The 15,129-nt window shown below is 72.8% G+C and carries 19 protein-coding genes and 1 other RNA gene; 10 read left to right on the top strand and 10 right to left on the bottom strand.

The genetic code is table 11. The features are described 5' to 3' along the window. Nucleotides 1-6: 6 nt before the first annotated feature. Complete coding sequence (locus AC3RJ8_RS07065) at nucleotides 7-210, bottom strand: SPOR domain-containing protein (RefSeq protein WP_489715197.1); 204 nt, start codon at nucleotides 208-210, stop codon at nucleotides 7-9. Nucleotides 211-238: 28 nt separating this feature from the next. Here AC3RJ8_RS07065 and ppgK point away from each other — a divergent pair, with 28 nt between their 5' ends. Further along, nucleotides 239-1,003 carry a polyphosphate--glucose phosphotransferase gene (gene ppgK, locus AC3RJ8_RS07060; protein WP_489715196.1) on the top strand — a complete coding sequence of 255 codons (765 nt, stop codon included), beginning with the start codon at nucleotides 239-241 and terminating at the stop codon, nucleotides 1,001-1,003. A gap of 72 nt (nucleotides 1,004-1,075) precedes the next feature. Here the strand turns inward: ppgK and AC3RJ8_RS07055 are convergent, their stop codons facing one another. After that, nucleotides 1,076-1,399, bottom strand: a complete 324-nt coding sequence (locus tag AC3RJ8_RS07055; protein ID WP_489715195.1) for an STAS domain-containing protein — start codon at nucleotides 1,397-1,399, stop codon at nucleotides 1,076-1,078. Nucleotides 1,400-1,650: 251 nt separating this feature from the next. Between AC3RJ8_RS07055 and AC3RJ8_RS07050 the strand changes: the two genes are divergently transcribed. Next, complete coding sequence (locus AC3RJ8_RS07050; protein ID WP_489715194.1) at nucleotides 1,651-2,283, top strand: hypothetical protein; 633 nt, start codon at nucleotides 1,651-1,653, stop codon at nucleotides 2,281-2,283. Nucleotides 2,284-2,322: 39 nt separating this feature from the next. On the opposite strand, the gene AC3RJ8_RS07045 is transcribed toward AC3RJ8_RS07050, so the two are convergent. After that, nucleotides 2,323-2,802 carry a Fur family transcriptional regulator gene (locus AC3RJ8_RS07045; protein ID WP_489715193.1) on the bottom strand — a complete coding sequence of 160 codons (480 nt, stop codon included), beginning with the start codon at nucleotides 2,800-2,802 and terminating at the stop codon, nucleotides 2,323-2,325. A gap of 131 nt (nucleotides 2,803-2,933) precedes the next feature. Between AC3RJ8_RS07045 and AC3RJ8_RS07040 the strand changes: the two genes are divergently transcribed. The 7 genes from AC3RJ8_RS07040 to AC3RJ8_RS07010 all read left to right on the top strand — a co-directional run bounded on the left by AC3RJ8_RS07040 (nucleotide 2,934) and on the right by AC3RJ8_RS07010 (nucleotide 8,282). Next, a complete protein-coding gene (locus tag AC3RJ8_RS07040; RefSeq protein WP_489715192.1) occupies nucleotides 2,934-4,031 on the top strand; it encodes a FecCD family ABC transporter permease in 1,098 nt (365 codons plus the stop codon). 20 nt (nucleotides 4,032-4,051) lie between these two features. Next, entirely contained in the window at nucleotides 4,052-5,044 is a 993-nt protein-coding gene (locus AC3RJ8_RS07035; RefSeq protein ID WP_489715191.1) for an ABC transporter substrate-binding protein, read from the top strand. After that, nucleotides 5,041-5,910: an ABC transporter ATP-binding protein gene (locus AC3RJ8_RS07030; protein WP_489715190.1), complete on the top strand. Its 870-nt coding sequence runs from the start codon at nucleotides 5,041-5,043 to the stop codon at nucleotides 5,908-5,910. The genes AC3RJ8_RS07035 and AC3RJ8_RS07030 overlap by 4 nt, the downstream gene beginning before the upstream one ends. Nucleotides 5,911-5,921: 11 nt before the next feature. Next, on the top strand, nucleotides 5,922-6,968 hold the full coding sequence (locus AC3RJ8_RS07025; protein WP_489715189.1) for an FUSC family protein: 1,047 nt from the start codon (nucleotides 5,922-5,924) through the stop codon (nucleotides 6,966-6,968). A gap of 487 nt (nucleotides 6,969-7,455) precedes the next feature. Further along, nucleotides 7,456-7,719 (top strand): tyrosine-type recombinase/integrase, encoded by a 264-nt coding sequence (locus AC3RJ8_RS07020; RefSeq protein WP_489715188.1) that lies wholly within the window; start codon nucleotides 7,456-7,458, stop codon nucleotides 7,717-7,719. A 36-nt stretch (nucleotides 7,720-7,755) separates the two neighbouring features. Beyond that, nucleotides 7,756-8,031 carry a ribbon-helix-helix domain-containing protein gene (locus tag AC3RJ8_RS07015; RefSeq protein WP_407317451.1) on the top strand — a complete coding sequence of 92 codons (276 nt, stop codon included), beginning with the start codon at nucleotides 7,756-7,758 and terminating at the stop codon, nucleotides 8,029-8,031. Beyond that, entirely contained in the window at nucleotides 8,028-8,282 is a 255-nt protein-coding gene (locus tag AC3RJ8_RS07010; RefSeq protein WP_489715187.1) for a toxin, read from the top strand. Before AC3RJ8_RS07015 ends, AC3RJ8_RS07010 begins: the two co-directional genes overlap by 4 nt. Nucleotides 8,283-8,380: 98 nt before the next feature. On the opposite strand, the gene rnpB is transcribed toward AC3RJ8_RS07010, so the two are convergent. Together rnpB and AC3RJ8_RS07000 are read right to left on the bottom strand one after the other, a co-directional pair. After that, nucleotides 8,381-8,785: RNase P RNA component class A (gene rnpB / locus AC3RJ8_RS07005), an RNA gene on the bottom strand. 21 nt (nucleotides 8,786-8,806) lie between these two features. Beyond that, nucleotides 8,807-9,274: a nucleoside deaminase gene (locus AC3RJ8_RS07000; RefSeq protein ID WP_489715186.1), complete on the bottom strand. Its 468-nt coding sequence runs from the start codon at nucleotides 9,272-9,274 to the stop codon at nucleotides 8,807-8,809. A gap of 28 nt (nucleotides 9,275-9,302) precedes the next feature. Here AC3RJ8_RS07000 and AC3RJ8_RS06995 point away from each other — a divergent pair, with 28 nt between their 5' ends. Further along, nucleotides 9,303-10,136 carry a YaaA family protein gene (locus AC3RJ8_RS06995; RefSeq protein ID WP_489715185.1) on the top strand — a complete coding sequence of 278 codons (834 nt, stop codon included), beginning with the start codon at nucleotides 9,303-9,305 and terminating at the stop codon, nucleotides 10,134-10,136. A 20-nt stretch (nucleotides 10,137-10,156) separates the two neighbouring features. Here AC3RJ8_RS06995 and AC3RJ8_RS06990 read toward each other — a convergent pair whose 3' ends face one another. The 5 genes from AC3RJ8_RS06990 to AC3RJ8_RS06970 form a co-directional block, all read right to left on the bottom strand. Beyond that, nucleotides 10,157-10,840 (bottom strand): histidine phosphatase family protein, encoded by a 684-nt coding sequence (locus tag AC3RJ8_RS06990; protein ID WP_489715184.1) that lies wholly within the window; start codon nucleotides 10,838-10,840, stop codon nucleotides 10,157-10,159. Next, complete coding sequence (locus tag AC3RJ8_RS06985; protein WP_489715183.1) at nucleotides 10,840-11,571, bottom strand: zinc ribbon domain-containing protein; 732 nt, start codon at nucleotides 11,569-11,571, stop codon at nucleotides 10,840-10,842. The genes AC3RJ8_RS06990 and AC3RJ8_RS06985 overlap by 1 nt, the downstream gene beginning before the upstream one ends. A gap of 35 nt (nucleotides 11,572-11,606) precedes the next feature. Further along, complete coding sequence (locus AC3RJ8_RS06980) at nucleotides 11,607-12,473, bottom strand: Nif3-like dinuclear metal center hexameric protein (RefSeq protein ID WP_489715182.1); 867 nt, start codon at nucleotides 12,471-12,473, stop codon at nucleotides 11,607-11,609. A 36-nt stretch (nucleotides 12,474-12,509) separates the two neighbouring features. Further along, nucleotides 12,510-14,276 carry a bifunctional 3'-5' exonuclease/DNA polymerase gene (locus tag AC3RJ8_RS06975; RefSeq protein WP_489715181.1) on the bottom strand — a complete coding sequence of 589 codons (1,767 nt, stop codon included), beginning with the start codon at nucleotides 14,274-14,276 and terminating at the stop codon, nucleotides 12,510-12,512. Nucleotides 14,277-14,367: 91 nt separating this feature from the next. Beyond that, nucleotides 14,368-15,069, bottom strand: a complete 702-nt coding sequence (locus AC3RJ8_RS06970; RefSeq protein WP_489715180.1) for a TetR/AcrR family transcriptional regulator C-terminal domain-containing protein — start codon at nucleotides 15,067-15,069, stop codon at nucleotides 14,368-14,370. Between the last annotated feature and the right edge of the window lie 60 nt (nucleotides 15,070-15,129).

The following is a 15,129-nucleotide window of genomic DNA, read 5'->3' as shown; positions in this document are numbered from 1 at the left end:
CCCTGGTCAGCCCTGCCCGCGCCAGTCGCTGTCCTCGTCCTCCCAGGACTCGTTGCGACGCGAGGCGGTGTCGAGCGCCTGCTCGGCCGCCTCGCGCGTGGGATACGGGCCCATGAGGTGGGTCCACGACGACTTCTGCGCCGCTTCCTCCACCTCGCCGGTCTCGGTGTTGTACCAGAACTGCGTCGGGCGCGGACTGTTCTCGCTCATGACTCGATCCTGCACCAAGATGGTGCCCATGGCTGAGCAACGAGAGCACCGGGTGGCCTTCGGCATCGACGTCGGCGGGTCCGGGATCAAGGGCGCACCGGTCGACCTGGCCACCGGCGAGTTCACCGCCGAGCGGCAGCGGATCCGCACCCCCGACAAATCGACCCCCGAGGCCGTGGGCGAGATCCTCGCCGAGCTCGTCGGCGGCTTCGATCTTCCCGACGACGCCCCGATCGGCGTCGCCTTCCCCGCCCCGCTCGACCACGGCGTCGTCCGCTTCATCGCGAACCTGCACAAGTCCTGGAAGGGGATCGACCTGCCCGCCCTGGTCCGGGACGCGACCGGCCACGAGGCCGTGGCGGTCAACGACGCCGACGCGGCCGGCGTCGGCGAGCAGCGCTACGGGGCGGCCCAGGGGTGCGACGGAGTGGTCCTCGTGGCCACCCTGGGCACCGGGATCGGCTCCGCCCTGCTCGTCGACGGTGCGCTCGTGCCGAACACCGAGCTCGGTCACCTGGAGATCGACGGGCACGACGCCGAGCACAAGGCCGCCGAGTCGGCCCGGGACCGGGAGGACCTGTCCTGGGAGAAGTGGGCCAAGAGGCTCCAGCGCTACTTCGAGACGGTGGAGATGCTGCTCTCCCCCGACCTGATCGTGGTCGGCGGCGGGGTGAGCAAGCACCACGAGAAGTTCCTGCCGCTGCTCGACCTGCGCGCCGACATCATCCCGGCGACCCTGCGCAACCGGGCCGGCATCGTCGGCGCGGCGTCCCTCGCCGCGCGGCCGCACTGACGGATCCGGGGCGACATCACGCCCATGCGACGGGGCCGACCACCCGCGGCGGTCGGCCCCGTCGTGGTGCTGTCAGCCTGCGACGAGCGTGTCGAGCTCGAGCGTGCGCAGCGCCTGGCGGATGGCAGTCGGCGGCTCGTGCAACGAGACCTGGAGTCCTTCGTCCTGCCCGATGCGGCAGAGCTGGACGAGGAAGGCGATGCCCGCGGAGTCGATGAACGTCACCCGGGACGTGTCCACGACGACGGGCAGGTCTCGCTGGAACGCCCCGGCGAGCGCCGCCGAGGCCTCGTTGCGCAGGGCGATGTCGACCTCGCCCCACATCGTCACCACGCTCTCCGTCGGGCGCTCGGTCAGAGCGATCCCGCCGGCCTGAACCTCACTGGTGAGGGTCACTGTCACACCTTCGTCCCTGGAGTCAACGCCCCCTGCGTGCCACGGCGCGGCACCGGCGATCAGGACACGCGACCTCGTCGTCGCGATGCGGCCAACCTACACCAGCACGGCCCGGGAGTGAACCCCGTCACAGAGAACTCCTTGACCAGAACTTCATGCTTCGACAAGACGTCCGACACTCGGACGTTTCCCTCTCACCACTCGATCCGCCTCACTCCGGGACGAGGCCAGGGATGCGGCATGCTGTGCCCGTGACCGAGCACAGCGACGACGGCGCCTCCTGGTTCGTGGTCAGCGACGACGCGACCCGCGCGACCGCCGAGGCGGCGATCCGTGGAGCGCTCGTGGCGCAACGCGACCGCTTGGCCGTCCTCTGGCTCGACGTCCTCTCCGACGAGGCCTGGCCGGCGGAGGCCCGGCCCGCCGTCCGGCTCGCCGAGGATCGTCTGGGCCGGACGCGACGCCGGGGCACCTCGCTCACCTTCGACCCACGCGTCGACGAAGACTTCGAGATCGCGTTGGCGCTCGCCCGCTTCACCATCGGCTCGACGGGGATGAGTGACCGTGGCGACGATCTCTGGGACGTGAACGACACCGGCACCAGTACCGCGTGGAAGCTCCACCCCACCGAGGAGCGCGCCGTCAGGTCGGCGATCAGCGATGCGGGAGGCCGCCCCGACGACCTCGTGACGCTGTCACAGCACCACCTGGGTCGACCGAAGGTCAGCGACGACGACGGCACCGTCACCCTGACGCTGCGTTCGCTGACGCGCGCCGGACGCAGGCTCTGGAAGCCGTTCTTCCCCATGGCCCTGGTCGCGCAGCACGTGTACCGCCGCCGGTATCTGCGCGCCCTCCGGCAGGTCGGGGCACGTACGACGTAGCAGGACTACGCCGACGTCCGGTGGGGCGCTTCCCCGAGGTCATCCGCCCGCGGCATCGTCACGGCACGCCCGGCACAACCCCGCCAGAGTGCTCTGGCCGGGATCGAGGGAGAACCCGGTGTCGTCGCGCACGCGGGCCGTCGTCGCGTCGAGGGCGTCCACGGGCAGCGGCACGATCGTCCCGCACGCACGGCAGTGCCCGTGCAGGTGCTCGTGCGCCGTCCCGGCCACCGTGACGTGATACCGGGCGGCACCACCCAGCGGACGGCTGTGCGCCACGACGCCGGCCGCGACCAGCAGGTCGAGGGTGCGGTAGACCGTCGCCCGGTGCACGTCCCCACCGGCGAGCATCGTCGCGACGTCATCGGCACTGAGGGGCTCAGGGTGCGCGGCGAGCACACCGAGCACCGCCCGCCGCGGCGCCGTGACCCGCTCGCCACGCTCGCGCAGCGCAGCGACCGCGGCACTGACGGCCGCGGGCCCGGACGCGGCGTGCAGCGCCTCGTGGTGTGTCGACATGGAACTCATCCTGACAGCGACGAGCCCCGGCCACGGACCGGACGAGCGGACGCCGTCCGGCACGCGGTGAACTACTGTGGTCCGATCGTCGCAAATGCGACGATGTCGCAATTGACCAGGGGCACGTCACCATGGCTGTCATCGGCGAAGAACCGGCGTCGCACGCGGCGACGTTCGCCGGCTCCGTCCGCGCCTCCCGGCGTCGCACCGCCCTCTGGACGATCGCCCTGGCCGCGGTGCTGCTGGCGTCCGCGGTCACGACGACCGGTATCGGCCCGGTCGCCGTCGCCCCCGAGACCATCCTGCGCATCGTGCTGCACCACGTCGGAGTCCTGTCCGCCGACGTGGGGTGGTCACGCTCCGACGAGGCGATCGTGTGGAACGTGCGCATCCCCCGCGTGCTGCTGGGCATGGCGGTCGGCGCGGGCCTCGCCCTGTGCGGCGCGACCCTGCAGGCGATGGTCCGCAACGTGCTGGCCGACCCCTACATCCTCGGCATCTCCGGCGGTGCGTCGACGGGAGCCGCCGGAGCGATCCTCTTCGGCCTCGGCGCCGGGGTCGGTCCGTACTCGCTGCCGCTGAGCGCCTTCCTCGGTGCCCTCGCGGCGTCCCTGCTCGTGTTCTTCATCTCCCGGACCGGCGGACGGATCACGTCGCTACGCCTGCTGCTGTCCGGTGTCGCGGTCGGCTACGCCCTCTCCGCCGCCACGAGCTTCCTCATCTTCGCGTCCGACTCCGCGGAGGGGTCGCGGTCGGTCATGTTCTGGCTGCTCGGGTCCCTCAGCCTGGCCCGCTGGGACGTCGTGCTCGCGATCGTGGTCGTCGTCGTGGCGATGACCTTCGCCGGGCTGTTGCTCCAGGGACGACGGCTCGACGCCGTCGCCGCGGGAGACGAGACCGCGCTCACGCTCGGCGTCTCGCCCGACCGCACCCGCGTCGGGATGCTCGTCGTCGTGGCGCTGTGCACCGGGGCGGTGGTCGCCGCCGCCGGCGCGATCGGGTTCGTGGGCCTCGTGATACCGCACCTCGCACGCCGGCTCGTGGGCGCCGTGCACAGCCGCATGCTGCCGGTGGCCGCCCTCCTCGGCGCGCTCTTCCTGATCTGGGCCGACGCCCTCGCTCGCACCGCGATGCAACCGCGAGAGCTGCCAATCGGCATCCTCACCGCGATCGTCGGCGCGCCCTTCCTGCTGGTCCTCGTCCGCCGCATGTACGCACGCCACTCATGACCCGGAAGGAGCGTGGCGCCATGGCGCACACGACCCGTTCGCTCGCCGTCGGCCTCCTCGCTCTCGCCGTCGCTGGTTGCAGCGCCTCGGCGCAGGAGTCCGCGGCACCGGCGGCGCAGACCGGCGGGACCACCTATCCCCTCACCGTCGACAACTGCGGCGAGGAGGTGGTCTTCGAGTCGGCACCGGAGCGCGTCGTGCTCCTGGAGTCCGCGCCCGTCACGATCCTCGACGGCCTCGGGGTGCTCGACCGTGCCGTCGCCCGGGCAGGGACCTTCTCCTACCAGTACTACCCGGCCGAGCTCAACCGGCGCATCGACCAGGTCGAGATGCTCTCCGACGAGATCGACACGACCGGCCACCTCATGATCAACGCCGAGGTCGTCCTGGCGCAGCAGCCCGACCTCACGCTCGGGCTGCCCGAGGGCCTCACCCGCGACGGCCTGCGCGACGGCGGCTCGAACACGCTCGTGCAGCCGGTCTACTGCCCCACCGACGTCGGAGAGACGTCGTTCGCGTCCCTATACGAGCAGATCGGGATGTACGGCGAGATCTTCGACCGCCGCGACGAGGCCGAGGAGCTCGTCGCCGACCTGACGGCTCGGGTCGCGGCGGTGGAGGAGGCGACGGCCGACACGCCCGAGCGCGACGCCGCGGTGCTCTACCCGTCGGTGGGCGGCGGCCCCCTCTACGCCTACGGCCGCGGGTCGATGGCCCAGCCCCAGCTCGACGCCGCCGGCTTCACCAACGTCTTCGACGACACCGCGGAGCGTGTCTTCGAGGTGAGCGTCGAGGAGCTCATCGCCCGCGACCCCGACGTGCTGGTCCTGCTCCACCAGGGCGACGAGTCCGGGGTGCTGGAAGCGGTGGAAGGGCTGCCCGGCAGCGATGCGCTCCAGGCGATCGAGAACGACGACGTGCTCGTGCAGCTCTTCAACTTCACGGAGCCACCCACCCCGCTCTCCGTGGACGGGCTGGAGCGGATCGTCGAGCGCTTCGGGACCGGCTCATGATCTCGGGCGAGCACGTCAGCCACGCCTACACCGACGCCGAGGTGCTGCACCGCGTCTCCGTCACGGCCGACGTCGGCGAGGTCGTGGGACTCATCGGTCCCAACGGCAGCGGGAAGACGACGCTGCTGCGCGCGCTCTACGGTGCCCTGAGCCCGACGCGGGGCGAGGTCACCGTGGACGGCGCGGCGATCCGCCGCCTGCGCGCCCGCGACGTCGCACGCGAGATCGCCGTCGTGGTGCAGGAGCCTCCCGGCGAGCTGCCGCTCTCGGTGATCGACACCGTGCTGCTGGGCCGTAGCCCGCACCTGCGTGGCTGGCAGCGCCAGTCCGAGCTCGACATCGACGTCGCCGGCGACGCCCTGTGTCGCGTCGGTGCCGAGCATCTCGCCGGTCGCGACGTCGCCGACCTCTCGGGCGGGGAGAAGCAGCGCGTCCTGATCGCCCGAGCCCTCGCGCAACGCGCCACGCACCTCCTGATGGATGAGCCGACCAACCACCTCGACATCCACTTCCAGCACGAGGTCCTCGCCCTCGTCCGCGAGCTGGGTGTGACGACGATCATCGTGCTGCACGACCTCAACCTCGCCGCCCGCTACTGCGACCGCCTCGTGCTGCTCGACCGTGGGCACGTCGTCGCGTCGGGCACGGTCGACGAGGTGCTGCGACCCGACGTCCTCGAACCGGTCTACGGGATACGGATCCAGCGGGTGGAGGCGGACGACGGGCGACCGCAGCTGCTCTTCCGCGCGCCCGAGCACCGGCACCCGTCAAGCCACCGTCACACGTCCGGTGCGGCGCCCGGCACCGCGACGCTCGCCGCAACGGGTCGAACCGCCGCGAGTGCACCTCTGGCGGCCGACGGCTAGCGTGTGCCGACATGACGGCTGAAGCGGACGCACAGCCCGCGGCGAAAGCTGCGCCATCGCGTGGCACGGTCGCGCTCCTCGCTGTCCTCCTGCTGGCGCCCCTGGTGGTGCTCAGCATCTCCCCATGGCACGCGAACGGTTCGCTCTGGTACCTGGGCATGCTGCCGGTCATCATTGGGTTGTTCGCCGGCGCACGCGTCGGGTTCGCCGCGGCCCTCGTCACTCCGGCGCTCATCGGGGTGTCTCTCCTGCTGCACGACATGCCGGTCGTCGGCGCGCTCTACATGGCGACCGTCGCCGTCGCGACCGGACTCGCCGCGGTGCGTGGCTGGCACCTGATGCTCTCGTTCGCCGGCCCCCTGGCGTCGTTCGCCCTGATCGGCGACGTGGACGTACGGCTCCCGACCGGCACGGTGCCGGCCGACTCGTCACTGACGGCCGGGCTCGTCACCATCGGCGTCGTTCTCGCCGGCGGCCTCTGGACGGCCTCGCTCGGTCAGCTCGTCGTCCGGGCGTTCCCGGTCAAACCGCCGAAGACGATCCCCTGGCACACGGCCGGCTACTACGCCGCCGCACTCGGCCTGTTGGTCGGGATCGCGACCTACGTCGCCATGAGCATTCTCGACGCCGACTCGTGGTGGATGATCCTCACCTTCTTCGTCGTCGTGCAGCCGTACTACGTCGACAGCGCCGGCCGGATCGCGGCACGCGTGGCCGGCACCCTGGCCGGCGCGCTGGTCGCCGTCCTGATCGTCGCCGTGCTCCAGGAAATGCCCGCCGTCATCACCACGCTGGCGATCGTGCTGACGGTCGCCGCCGCGTGGGCGAACATGAGGCTCCCGTACTGGGCCTTCGTCACCTTCCTGACCCCGGCCGTCGTCCTGCAGACCGCCGGAGGATCAGAGGCCATCGTCGACAGCATCGTCGAACGAGCGCTCGACACCATCGTGGGTGCCGCCGTCGCCGCCGTCGTGCTCACGGCGGGCCACGTCCTCGTCACCGGACGACGGCACCGCGCCCGGTCGAGGACGGCCACGGCCGAGGACGCCGACGCCTGAAGCCGCCGCCGACGACTCGGCGACGAGGGGACATCACTCCGGGAGGACGGCAGGAAGACGGTCGCCGGTCCGGGAAGGACCTGAGATGCGGACGAGTCGGTCTGTACGCCGGGTTCGCCTCCCTGGGCGAACGCACCGTCACGGACTGACGTGGCGCCCACGAGGTGCGGCGTCGCAACCGCCACGGCAGATTTTCCTGACTCTGTCGGCAACGACAGCAACGCGGGCTCATTGGCCCGCACGGACCAGTGCGCGAGGAGCGCACCCAAAGCACCAACCTGCGCATCGCGCCAGCGTGGGCGCGCTTCGGCCGGCCAGTAGGAGAACCCTGCCCCTGCACGTTGGTAGTAGCCGCTCACGCGTCCATCCTTGCACCTGAGCCCCTTCTCGCTGGGGACGCTCCACCTAATCCTCAGAATCAGCGCCTGACACCGCCACGGTCGAACTGCGATCCACCGCTACCAGGGAAGCGGATACTGCGACGGCCATGATGACGAGCCATCCATCGGTCAAGGTATCGGTCGCCGCCCACGCGGTCGTCTTCCACGACCTCCGGACCTACTACGCTCGGCTCATTCGCCACGGCGCCTCCGTGAAGGTCGTGCAAGCACGCCTCGGCCACAAGTCCACCGGCGAGACACTCGACACCTACTCCCACCTCCGGCCGGCGAACGACCGGACCCGAGACGCCGTGGACAGCGCCTTCGCGCCGCCTGCCGCTAGCCGGGACGACCGCACCTCCGCCGCGTAGGGTCACGTAAGCCGCATTTTCGTGTACGTTATTCCTATGGATGAGAAGCAGCGCACCATCCACGGCAAGTCGGTCACCGACGAGCAGATCCAGGCGTGGGCCGACGAGGCCGAGGCCGGATACGACCTGCCCGCTCTCCGCAAGAGTCGCCGCGGCCGCCCCGCCGTCGGCCACGGCCCCGGCAACCCCGTCACGGTCCGCCTCGATGAGCAAACCCTGGCCGCCCTTCGGAAGCGCGCAGAGCACGAAGGCCTGGCGAACGAGTCTGAGGCGATCCGCGCCGCGGTCCGCGCCTGGGCCCACGTGGCGTGAAGGTCCACGAGTCCGCACGCAAGCACGACAAGCGAGACCGCCTCACCGACGACGTCGTCCTGTACGCGGGCTTGCACGCACTGCTGCGCGAGCCGCTTGACGACGAGGACGACGACCCTCGCCGCTGGCTCTTGCTGGGCGTCGATCCGGCGGGACGCGTGCTGGAGCTCGTCATCCTCGCCTTCGACTCCGGCGACGAGCTCGTGATCCACGCGATGAAGGCCCGCCAGCAGTACCTCGACTGGCTCTGATCGACGGCCTTCCGGGAGCCGACGCAGAAATTCTTGCGGACTCTCTGCGGACTGGGCCACCCTCTGCGGCATCAAGCCGCAGGTCAGACCGTGTGAAGCGGACGAGCCGGTCTGTACGCCGGGTTCTGTTCCCGCACCGGGTTGCCCCGGCACGGGCGACGGTCATCCATCTAGGACCTGCGTTGCCACAGGCCTCCAGCGGTCTACCCGACTGCGCTTCTCGTCAGAGAATCGGGCGGGCCGCCCTCGATCACAGCCTGTCTGACCTTGCTCCAGGTGGGGTTTACCGAGCCGCGACCGTCACCGGCCACGCTGGTGGTCTCTTACACCACCGTTTCACCCTGACCTGCTCGCCGAGGCGTGCAGGCGGTCTGTTTTCTGTGGCACTGTCCCGCGGGTCACCCCGGGTGGCTGTTAGCCACCACCTTGCCCTTCGGAGCCCGGACGTTCCTCGGCGCCACCGCTCCGAGGAGCAGCGACGACGCGACCGTCCGACCGACTCGTCCGCCCGGCAAGGATACCCCTCAGTAGGCAGTCTTCCCGTCGAACGCGTGCCACGCCTCGAACGGTGCCGACACGTCGTCCACGGTCCGCTGCTCCACGCGCAACGGAGCAGGCGCGCGGCCGGCGAGCACGTCGTGGAACAGCCGGTCGTCGAACCCGGCCGCGGCGGCGTCGTGCCGGTCGGCGGCGAACACGACCCGGTCCACGCGCGCCCACAGGATGGTGGCCAGGCACATCGGGCACGGCTCGCACGAGCTGTAGAGCACGGCACCGGCCAGGCTGAACGTGCCGAGCGCCCGGCAGGCGGCCCGGATCGCCACGACTTCGGCGTGCGCGCTCGGGTCGAGGTCCACGGTCACGCGGTTGGTCCCCTCGCCCACGACCTCGCCGTCGTGCATCACGAGCGCCCCGAACGGGCCTGCGCCCGCCGGCACTCCGGACACCGCCAGCTCGACCGCTCGGGTGAGCCATCGTTCGTCGGACGTCATGGCCCCGATGCTCCCATAGGGTGTCCGGGTGCTGATCTGCCTCCCGCCCTCCGAGGGCAAGACCCCCGCGCCCGACGGTGGCACCCCGGTCGACCTCCGGGCGTTGACGGCGCCGGAGCTCTCCTCGCAGCGCGAGGCCGTGCTGGACGCCCTGTGCGCGGTGAGCGCGGGCCCCGGAGCCACGGAGGCCCTCAAGGTCGGCGCGACGCTCGCCGAGGAGGTCGCCCGCAACACCTCGCTGCGGACAGCCGCGGCCGCACCCGCCACCGAGGTGTACACCGGCGTCCTCTACGCGGCAGCGGGCCTGGGCGGCCTCACCGGGCGTGCCCGTGCGCTCGCCACGGACTCGGTCCGCACCTTCTCGGGGCTGTGGGGCGTGGTCGCCCCGGGCGACCGCATCCCCGCCTACCGGCTCTCGATGGGCGTGGACCTGCCGGGCGTCGGGAAGCTCGCCACCGCCTGGCGGCCCCACCTGACGGCCGCGCTGGCGCAGCGCGCGGCCGGGGACGTCGTCGTCGACTGCCGCTCGGCCGCCTACCTCGCAGCGTGGAGGCCGGCGACCACCGGCGAGCACGCTGCCGACTGGGTGACCGTCCGGGTCGTGCGCGAGACCGACGGCCGGCGCACCGTCGTCTCGCACAACGCCAAGCACACCCGCGGCGTGCTCACCGGGCACCTGCTGCGCCGGACGTGTCGGCCGCCGTCGTCGGCGGACGAGCTGCTCACGGCCGTCCGCGAGCTCGACGGCGAGGTGATCGGCACCGAGGTCGGCACCGGCCTGAGCTACCAGATGATCGAGGCGACGCTGGGCGCGCCGCCCGCTCGCAGCGGGCCGCGCGTCCTGGAGCTCGTCATCTCCTGAGGGTGCTCCGCACCGACCCGTCAGTCCGCGGCGGGGTACCCGACGGCGGTGACCTCCCGGGCCCCGTCCGGCCAGATGCGCAGGACCGACAACGAGCACGGCGGGATGCGGACGCGTCCCCAGGCGTTCGGCGGCGCGTCCAGGGCCAGGCCGACCAGGGCGCGCACGACCGCGGCGTGCGCGACGACGACGGCGGTGCTCCCGACCGCGTGCGCGGCCACCTCGTCCAGCGCCGGCTGCACCCGGGCGCCGAGATCGACGTAGGACTCGCCGCCGGGCGGGGCGAACGTCCCCTCGGTGACCCACCGGCGCAGCTCGCCGGGCCAGCCCTCGTGCACCTGCTCGGGGACGAGAGCCTCCCAGTCGCCGAAACGGATCTCGGCGAACCGCTGGTCCGTGCGGACCGTCGCACCGATCCGACGGCCGACGGCCGACGCCGTCTCCTGGGCGCGCACCATCGGCGAGGCGACCAGCGAGTCCGGACGCGGCACGTCGGGCCACTGGTCCTTGCCGATACGGAACACGACGTCGGCGGCCTGCGCCGCCTGTCGCCGTCCCGCCGTCGTCAGCGACGGGCCGGGCACGTCACCCCCGGAGAGTGCACCGACCTCGGTCAGGGGCGTCACGCCGTGGCGCACCAGCACCACCGTGGCGGGCACCGCGCCGTCGTACCGGGCGAGCGCTCCCGGTGCCGGACGCCGCATCAGGCCGCCGCGCGCACGAGGATCCGGCCACACTCCTCGCACCGGACGACCTGCTCGGGCGGGGCGTTCTTCGCGGCGGCGAGGTCGCCAGGGTTCAGCTCGAGGCGGCAGCCCTCGCAGCGGTTGCCGTTCAGCGCGGCCGCACCCGAACCGAGCTGCGCGCGCAACCGGTCGTAGAGGGTGACGAGCGCGGCGTCGAGCCCGTCGACGGTGGCGGCCCGCTCGGCAGCGACCTGCTGGGCGGCGCCGTCGACCTCGGCGAACGCGGCGTCTCGCTCCGCGGCAGCCTTCTCCTGGGCGGCGACCAGCTCGCCGTGGGCGGCCTCGACCTTGGCCAGCGCCTCCTGGTGCGCCTCGAGCCGCTCCATGAGCTCGAGCTCGGCCTCCTCGAGGACGTTCTGGCGGCGGGCCAGCGACTCGAGCTCGCTCATGACGGCGGTGGCGTCCTTGGCGCCGAGCGCGCCGGCGTCGAGCTTCTGCTGGTCGCGCGCCGCACGCTGGCGGACCTGCTCGACGTCTCGCTCCGCCTTGGTGACGTCACGCTCGAGGTCCGCGACAGCCGTCCGGGAGTCGACCAGGGACCCGTGCAGGTCGCGCAGACGCTGGTCGAGCTCGGCGAGCGTGGCGAGGGCCGGGTGGTGGCTGCGCTGGTGTGCGAGCTGCTGGAGCCTGGTGTCGAGGGCCTGGACCTCGAGCAGCCGACGCTGATCCTCGACGGGTGCGGTAGCCATGGGTGGGTCCTCTCGTGCAGCTCTTCAGATGATGGTCAGCGGCCCGTGCTCGCGACCCGGGTGCTCCAGGGGTCCGTCACCAGGGTGCTGACTCTGGTGGTCACCGTACCGTCTCCGAGTCGGCCGGCGAGATCCTCGGCGGCGTAGGCCAGCCAGGGCCACTCCGAGGCGAAGTGCGCCACGTCGAGCAGGAACGGGCGCCCGCTGTCCGGCCGCACCTCGGTGCCCGCCTCGAAGGCCGCTCGCTCGCGCAGCTCGGAGGCCGGGTGGTGCCGCAGGTCGGCGGTGACGTAGACGTCGACGGCGGCGGCCCGGACCGCGTCGAACAGCGAGTCGCCGGACCCGCCGACGACGGCGGCGGTGGCCACCGGCACGTCGAGGTCCCCCGCGACCCGGACGCCCTGCGCGGTGGCGGGCAGCACGCCGGCGACGCGCCGGGCCAGCTCGCCCAGCGTCGTCGGACGCTCGAGCGTCCCGACCCGGCCGATCCCCCGCTCGGTGTCGTCGAGGCGTGCGACCAGCGGCCGCCGGTCGGTGATGCCGACGAGGTCGGCCAGGGCGTCGGCGACCCCGCGCGGCGCGGAGTCCGCGTTGGTGTGGGCCACGTGCAGGGCGCAGCCGGCGCCGAGCAGGCGGTGCACCACGGAGCCCTTGAAGGTGGTGGCCGCCACGGAGGTCACCGGCTTGAGGAACAGTGGGTGGTGGGTGACCAGCAGGTCGGCGCCCCACTCGATCGCCTCGTCCACGACCGCCTCCACCGGGTCGACGGCGAAGAGCACCTTGCGCACCGTTCGCTGCGGGTCGCCCGCCACCAGCCCGACGGCGTCCCAGCCCTCCGCCGTCGACGGCGGGTAGAGGTCCTCCAGGACGGTGACGACGTCGGCCAGGGTGGGTGCGCTCATGCGCCCGACGATACCGACGTCACGATGTCGTCGACATCACTTGGCGTCGGCGTACGCCTCGACGGTGGCGACGGTGAGCGGGAACGACACGGCGAAGTCCCCGAAGAGCAACCGCCCGGCCTCCTCGGCCGCCTCGCGCACCTCCCGGGCCACGTCGTCGGCGAGTGCCGCCGGCGCGTGCACGACCACCTCGTCGTGGACGAAGAACACCAGGTGCGCCCGGTCGGCGAACGGCGCGGGCCCCTGGTTGGGCTGCGCGACGGCCGGCAGTCTCCAGAGCCGCCGCCGGATCGCCGCGATCCAGCACAACGCCCACTCGGCGGCCGTGCCCTGGACCACGAAGTTGCGGGTGAAGCGGCCCCAGGCACGGGCCGACGACCGCGCGAGGCTCGCGGCGTCGGGCGGAGCCCCGTCGCCGAGCGCACCGGACTGCGCCGCGTCCCACGCCTGCCCGGGAGGTGGCGAGGTGCGTCCCAGCCAGGTGGTCACGGACCGGCCCCGCTCGCCCGTGCGCGCCGCGTCCTCGACGAGCCCCATGGCGCGCGGGAACGCCCGCGACAGGCGGGGCAGCACCTGCCCGCTCGCGCCCGTGGTCCCCCCGTACATCGCCCCGAGCATCCCGACCTTGGCGAGCTCGCGCGTCGGCACCGCCCCGGTGGCCACGATCCCGGCGTACATGTCGCCACCCGCGCCCGCGGCGGCCATCGTCTCGTCAGCGGCGAGCCCGGCGAGCACCCGCGGTTCGAGCTGGGCGGCGTCCGCGACGACGAGCACCCACCCGGGGTCGGCCTGGACGGCGCGCCGCACCCCGCGGGGCAGCTGGAGCGCTCCCCCACCGCTGGACGACCAGCGCCCGGTCACCACGCCGCCGACGACGTAGTCGGTGCGGAAGCGGCCGTCCCGCACCCAGTGGTCCAGCCAGGACCAGCCGTTGGCCGTGTAGAGCCGGTACAGGCTCTTGTACTCGAGCAGGGGCGCCACCACCGGGTGGTCGATCTTCTCGAGGTCCCACTTGCGCAGGCTGCGGGCGCCGACGCCGGCGTACTCCATCGCGCGCAGCAGGTCCGGGTGGGAGTCGGGGTTGAGGGCGTCCGGGGCGTCGAGGGCGGCGCGGATGCGCACCGCGAGCGCCTCGAGCCGCTCGGGCCGCCGGCCCGGTGCCGGGCGCGGTCCGAGCAACTCGGTGAGGATCTCGTCGTGAACGTCGGTGCGCCACGGCAGGCCGACGTGGTGCATCTCCGCCGCGGCCAGCGCCCCGGCCGACTCCGCCGCGAGCAGCAGTCGCAGGCGCCCCGGCGCGGACGACCCGGCGACCGCTGCCTCCTGGGCAGCCAGCTCGGCGAGGAGCCCGACGGCCCCGACCTGCTGCCCACCCGCGGAGGCGTCGTCCGAGCGGGCCGCAGGGCCCAGCTCGAACAGCGACTCCTCCTGCGGCCGGTGGGGCGCGCCGGTGAGGACCTCCTCGCTCGGCGGCGTCGGGTCCATCGCGTCCCACGGACCGGGCGGCGCCTCGGCCAGCGCGGCCCCGGTGGCGAGGCTCGTCGTGCGCAGGATGCGGTGCGCGAGGCGCAGGTCGTGGCCGCGCTCGACCCGCACGCCCGCCGTGAGCAGCGCCGGGTACCACCGGTTCGTGTCCTGCCACGTCCATCGAGGAGGTGTGGGCGCGGACTCCTCGGCGTCCCGCACGACGGCGGGAAGCTCCTCCGAGGCGACCACGTGGTCCGGCGCGCCTGCGTCGCCCGGGGCGGCGGCGCGGACGAGGCGGGCTGTGCCCGCGGGCTCCCGGGCGAAGACGACGTGCACGGGCCCATCCTGCCCGCCGACTCCGACAACGCGCGCCGGGTCGACCCGCTCAGCAGGTGCGGCGAGGGCGACCGGGCGGACGGCAGCAGCCTCAGGGGGCGCCGGACGCACCACCCGGAAGCCGCCGCTCGTCCGGCCGCAGGGCGTCGAGGATCAGCGCGAGGCCGCCGTCGAACTCGTCGGCGTAGTCGTAGCCGGGCTGTAGGGCGTGCTGGGTGGTGACCTCCACCAGGTACGGGTAGCGCTCGGCGTCGAGGCCCTCGAGGATCCCGCCGGCCACCTCGCCGAGCTCCTCGCTGCTGCGGAACGGCAGGCTGACCTCCTGCAGCACGAACCCGTAGACGTAGCTGTCGATGACCGAGAACGCCCGCGCGGCGCCGGCGACCGAGAAGCCTCCCGTACGCAGCACGCCGAGGACGGCGTCGTGGTGACGCAGCGTCGCCGGGCCGGGAGCGCTGCGGGAGTCCAGGAGGCCGACCGCCCACGGGTGGAGTCGCAGCACCTGCCGGGCCGCGTCGGCACGACGGCGCATCGCCTCGCGCCACTCGACCCCCGCGGCGGGCAGGTCGATCTCGGCGAAGACGGCGTCGACCATCCCGTCGAGCAGGTCGTCGCGACGGCGGACGTGGTTGTACAGCGACATCGCCTCGACGCCGAGCCGGCCGGCGACGGCGCGCATCGTCACGCCGGCGACGCCCTTCTGGTCGGCCAGCGCCACCGCCGCCGCCACCACTCGGTCCCGGTCGAGCGGCCCCCGTCGCGCCTCGCCGTCGACCCTCTTCCTTGCTGCCACCCTCGACCCCCTTGACGCTGCTTACAGTGTAAGCCTACGATACTTACACTGTAAGTCGAG

This window comes from Isoptericola sp. MSGPD8_1_ISO-PGPR-S23-394 (assembly GCF_058072785.1).
This window is presented reverse-complemented; position numbering and strand designations above follow the sequence as displayed.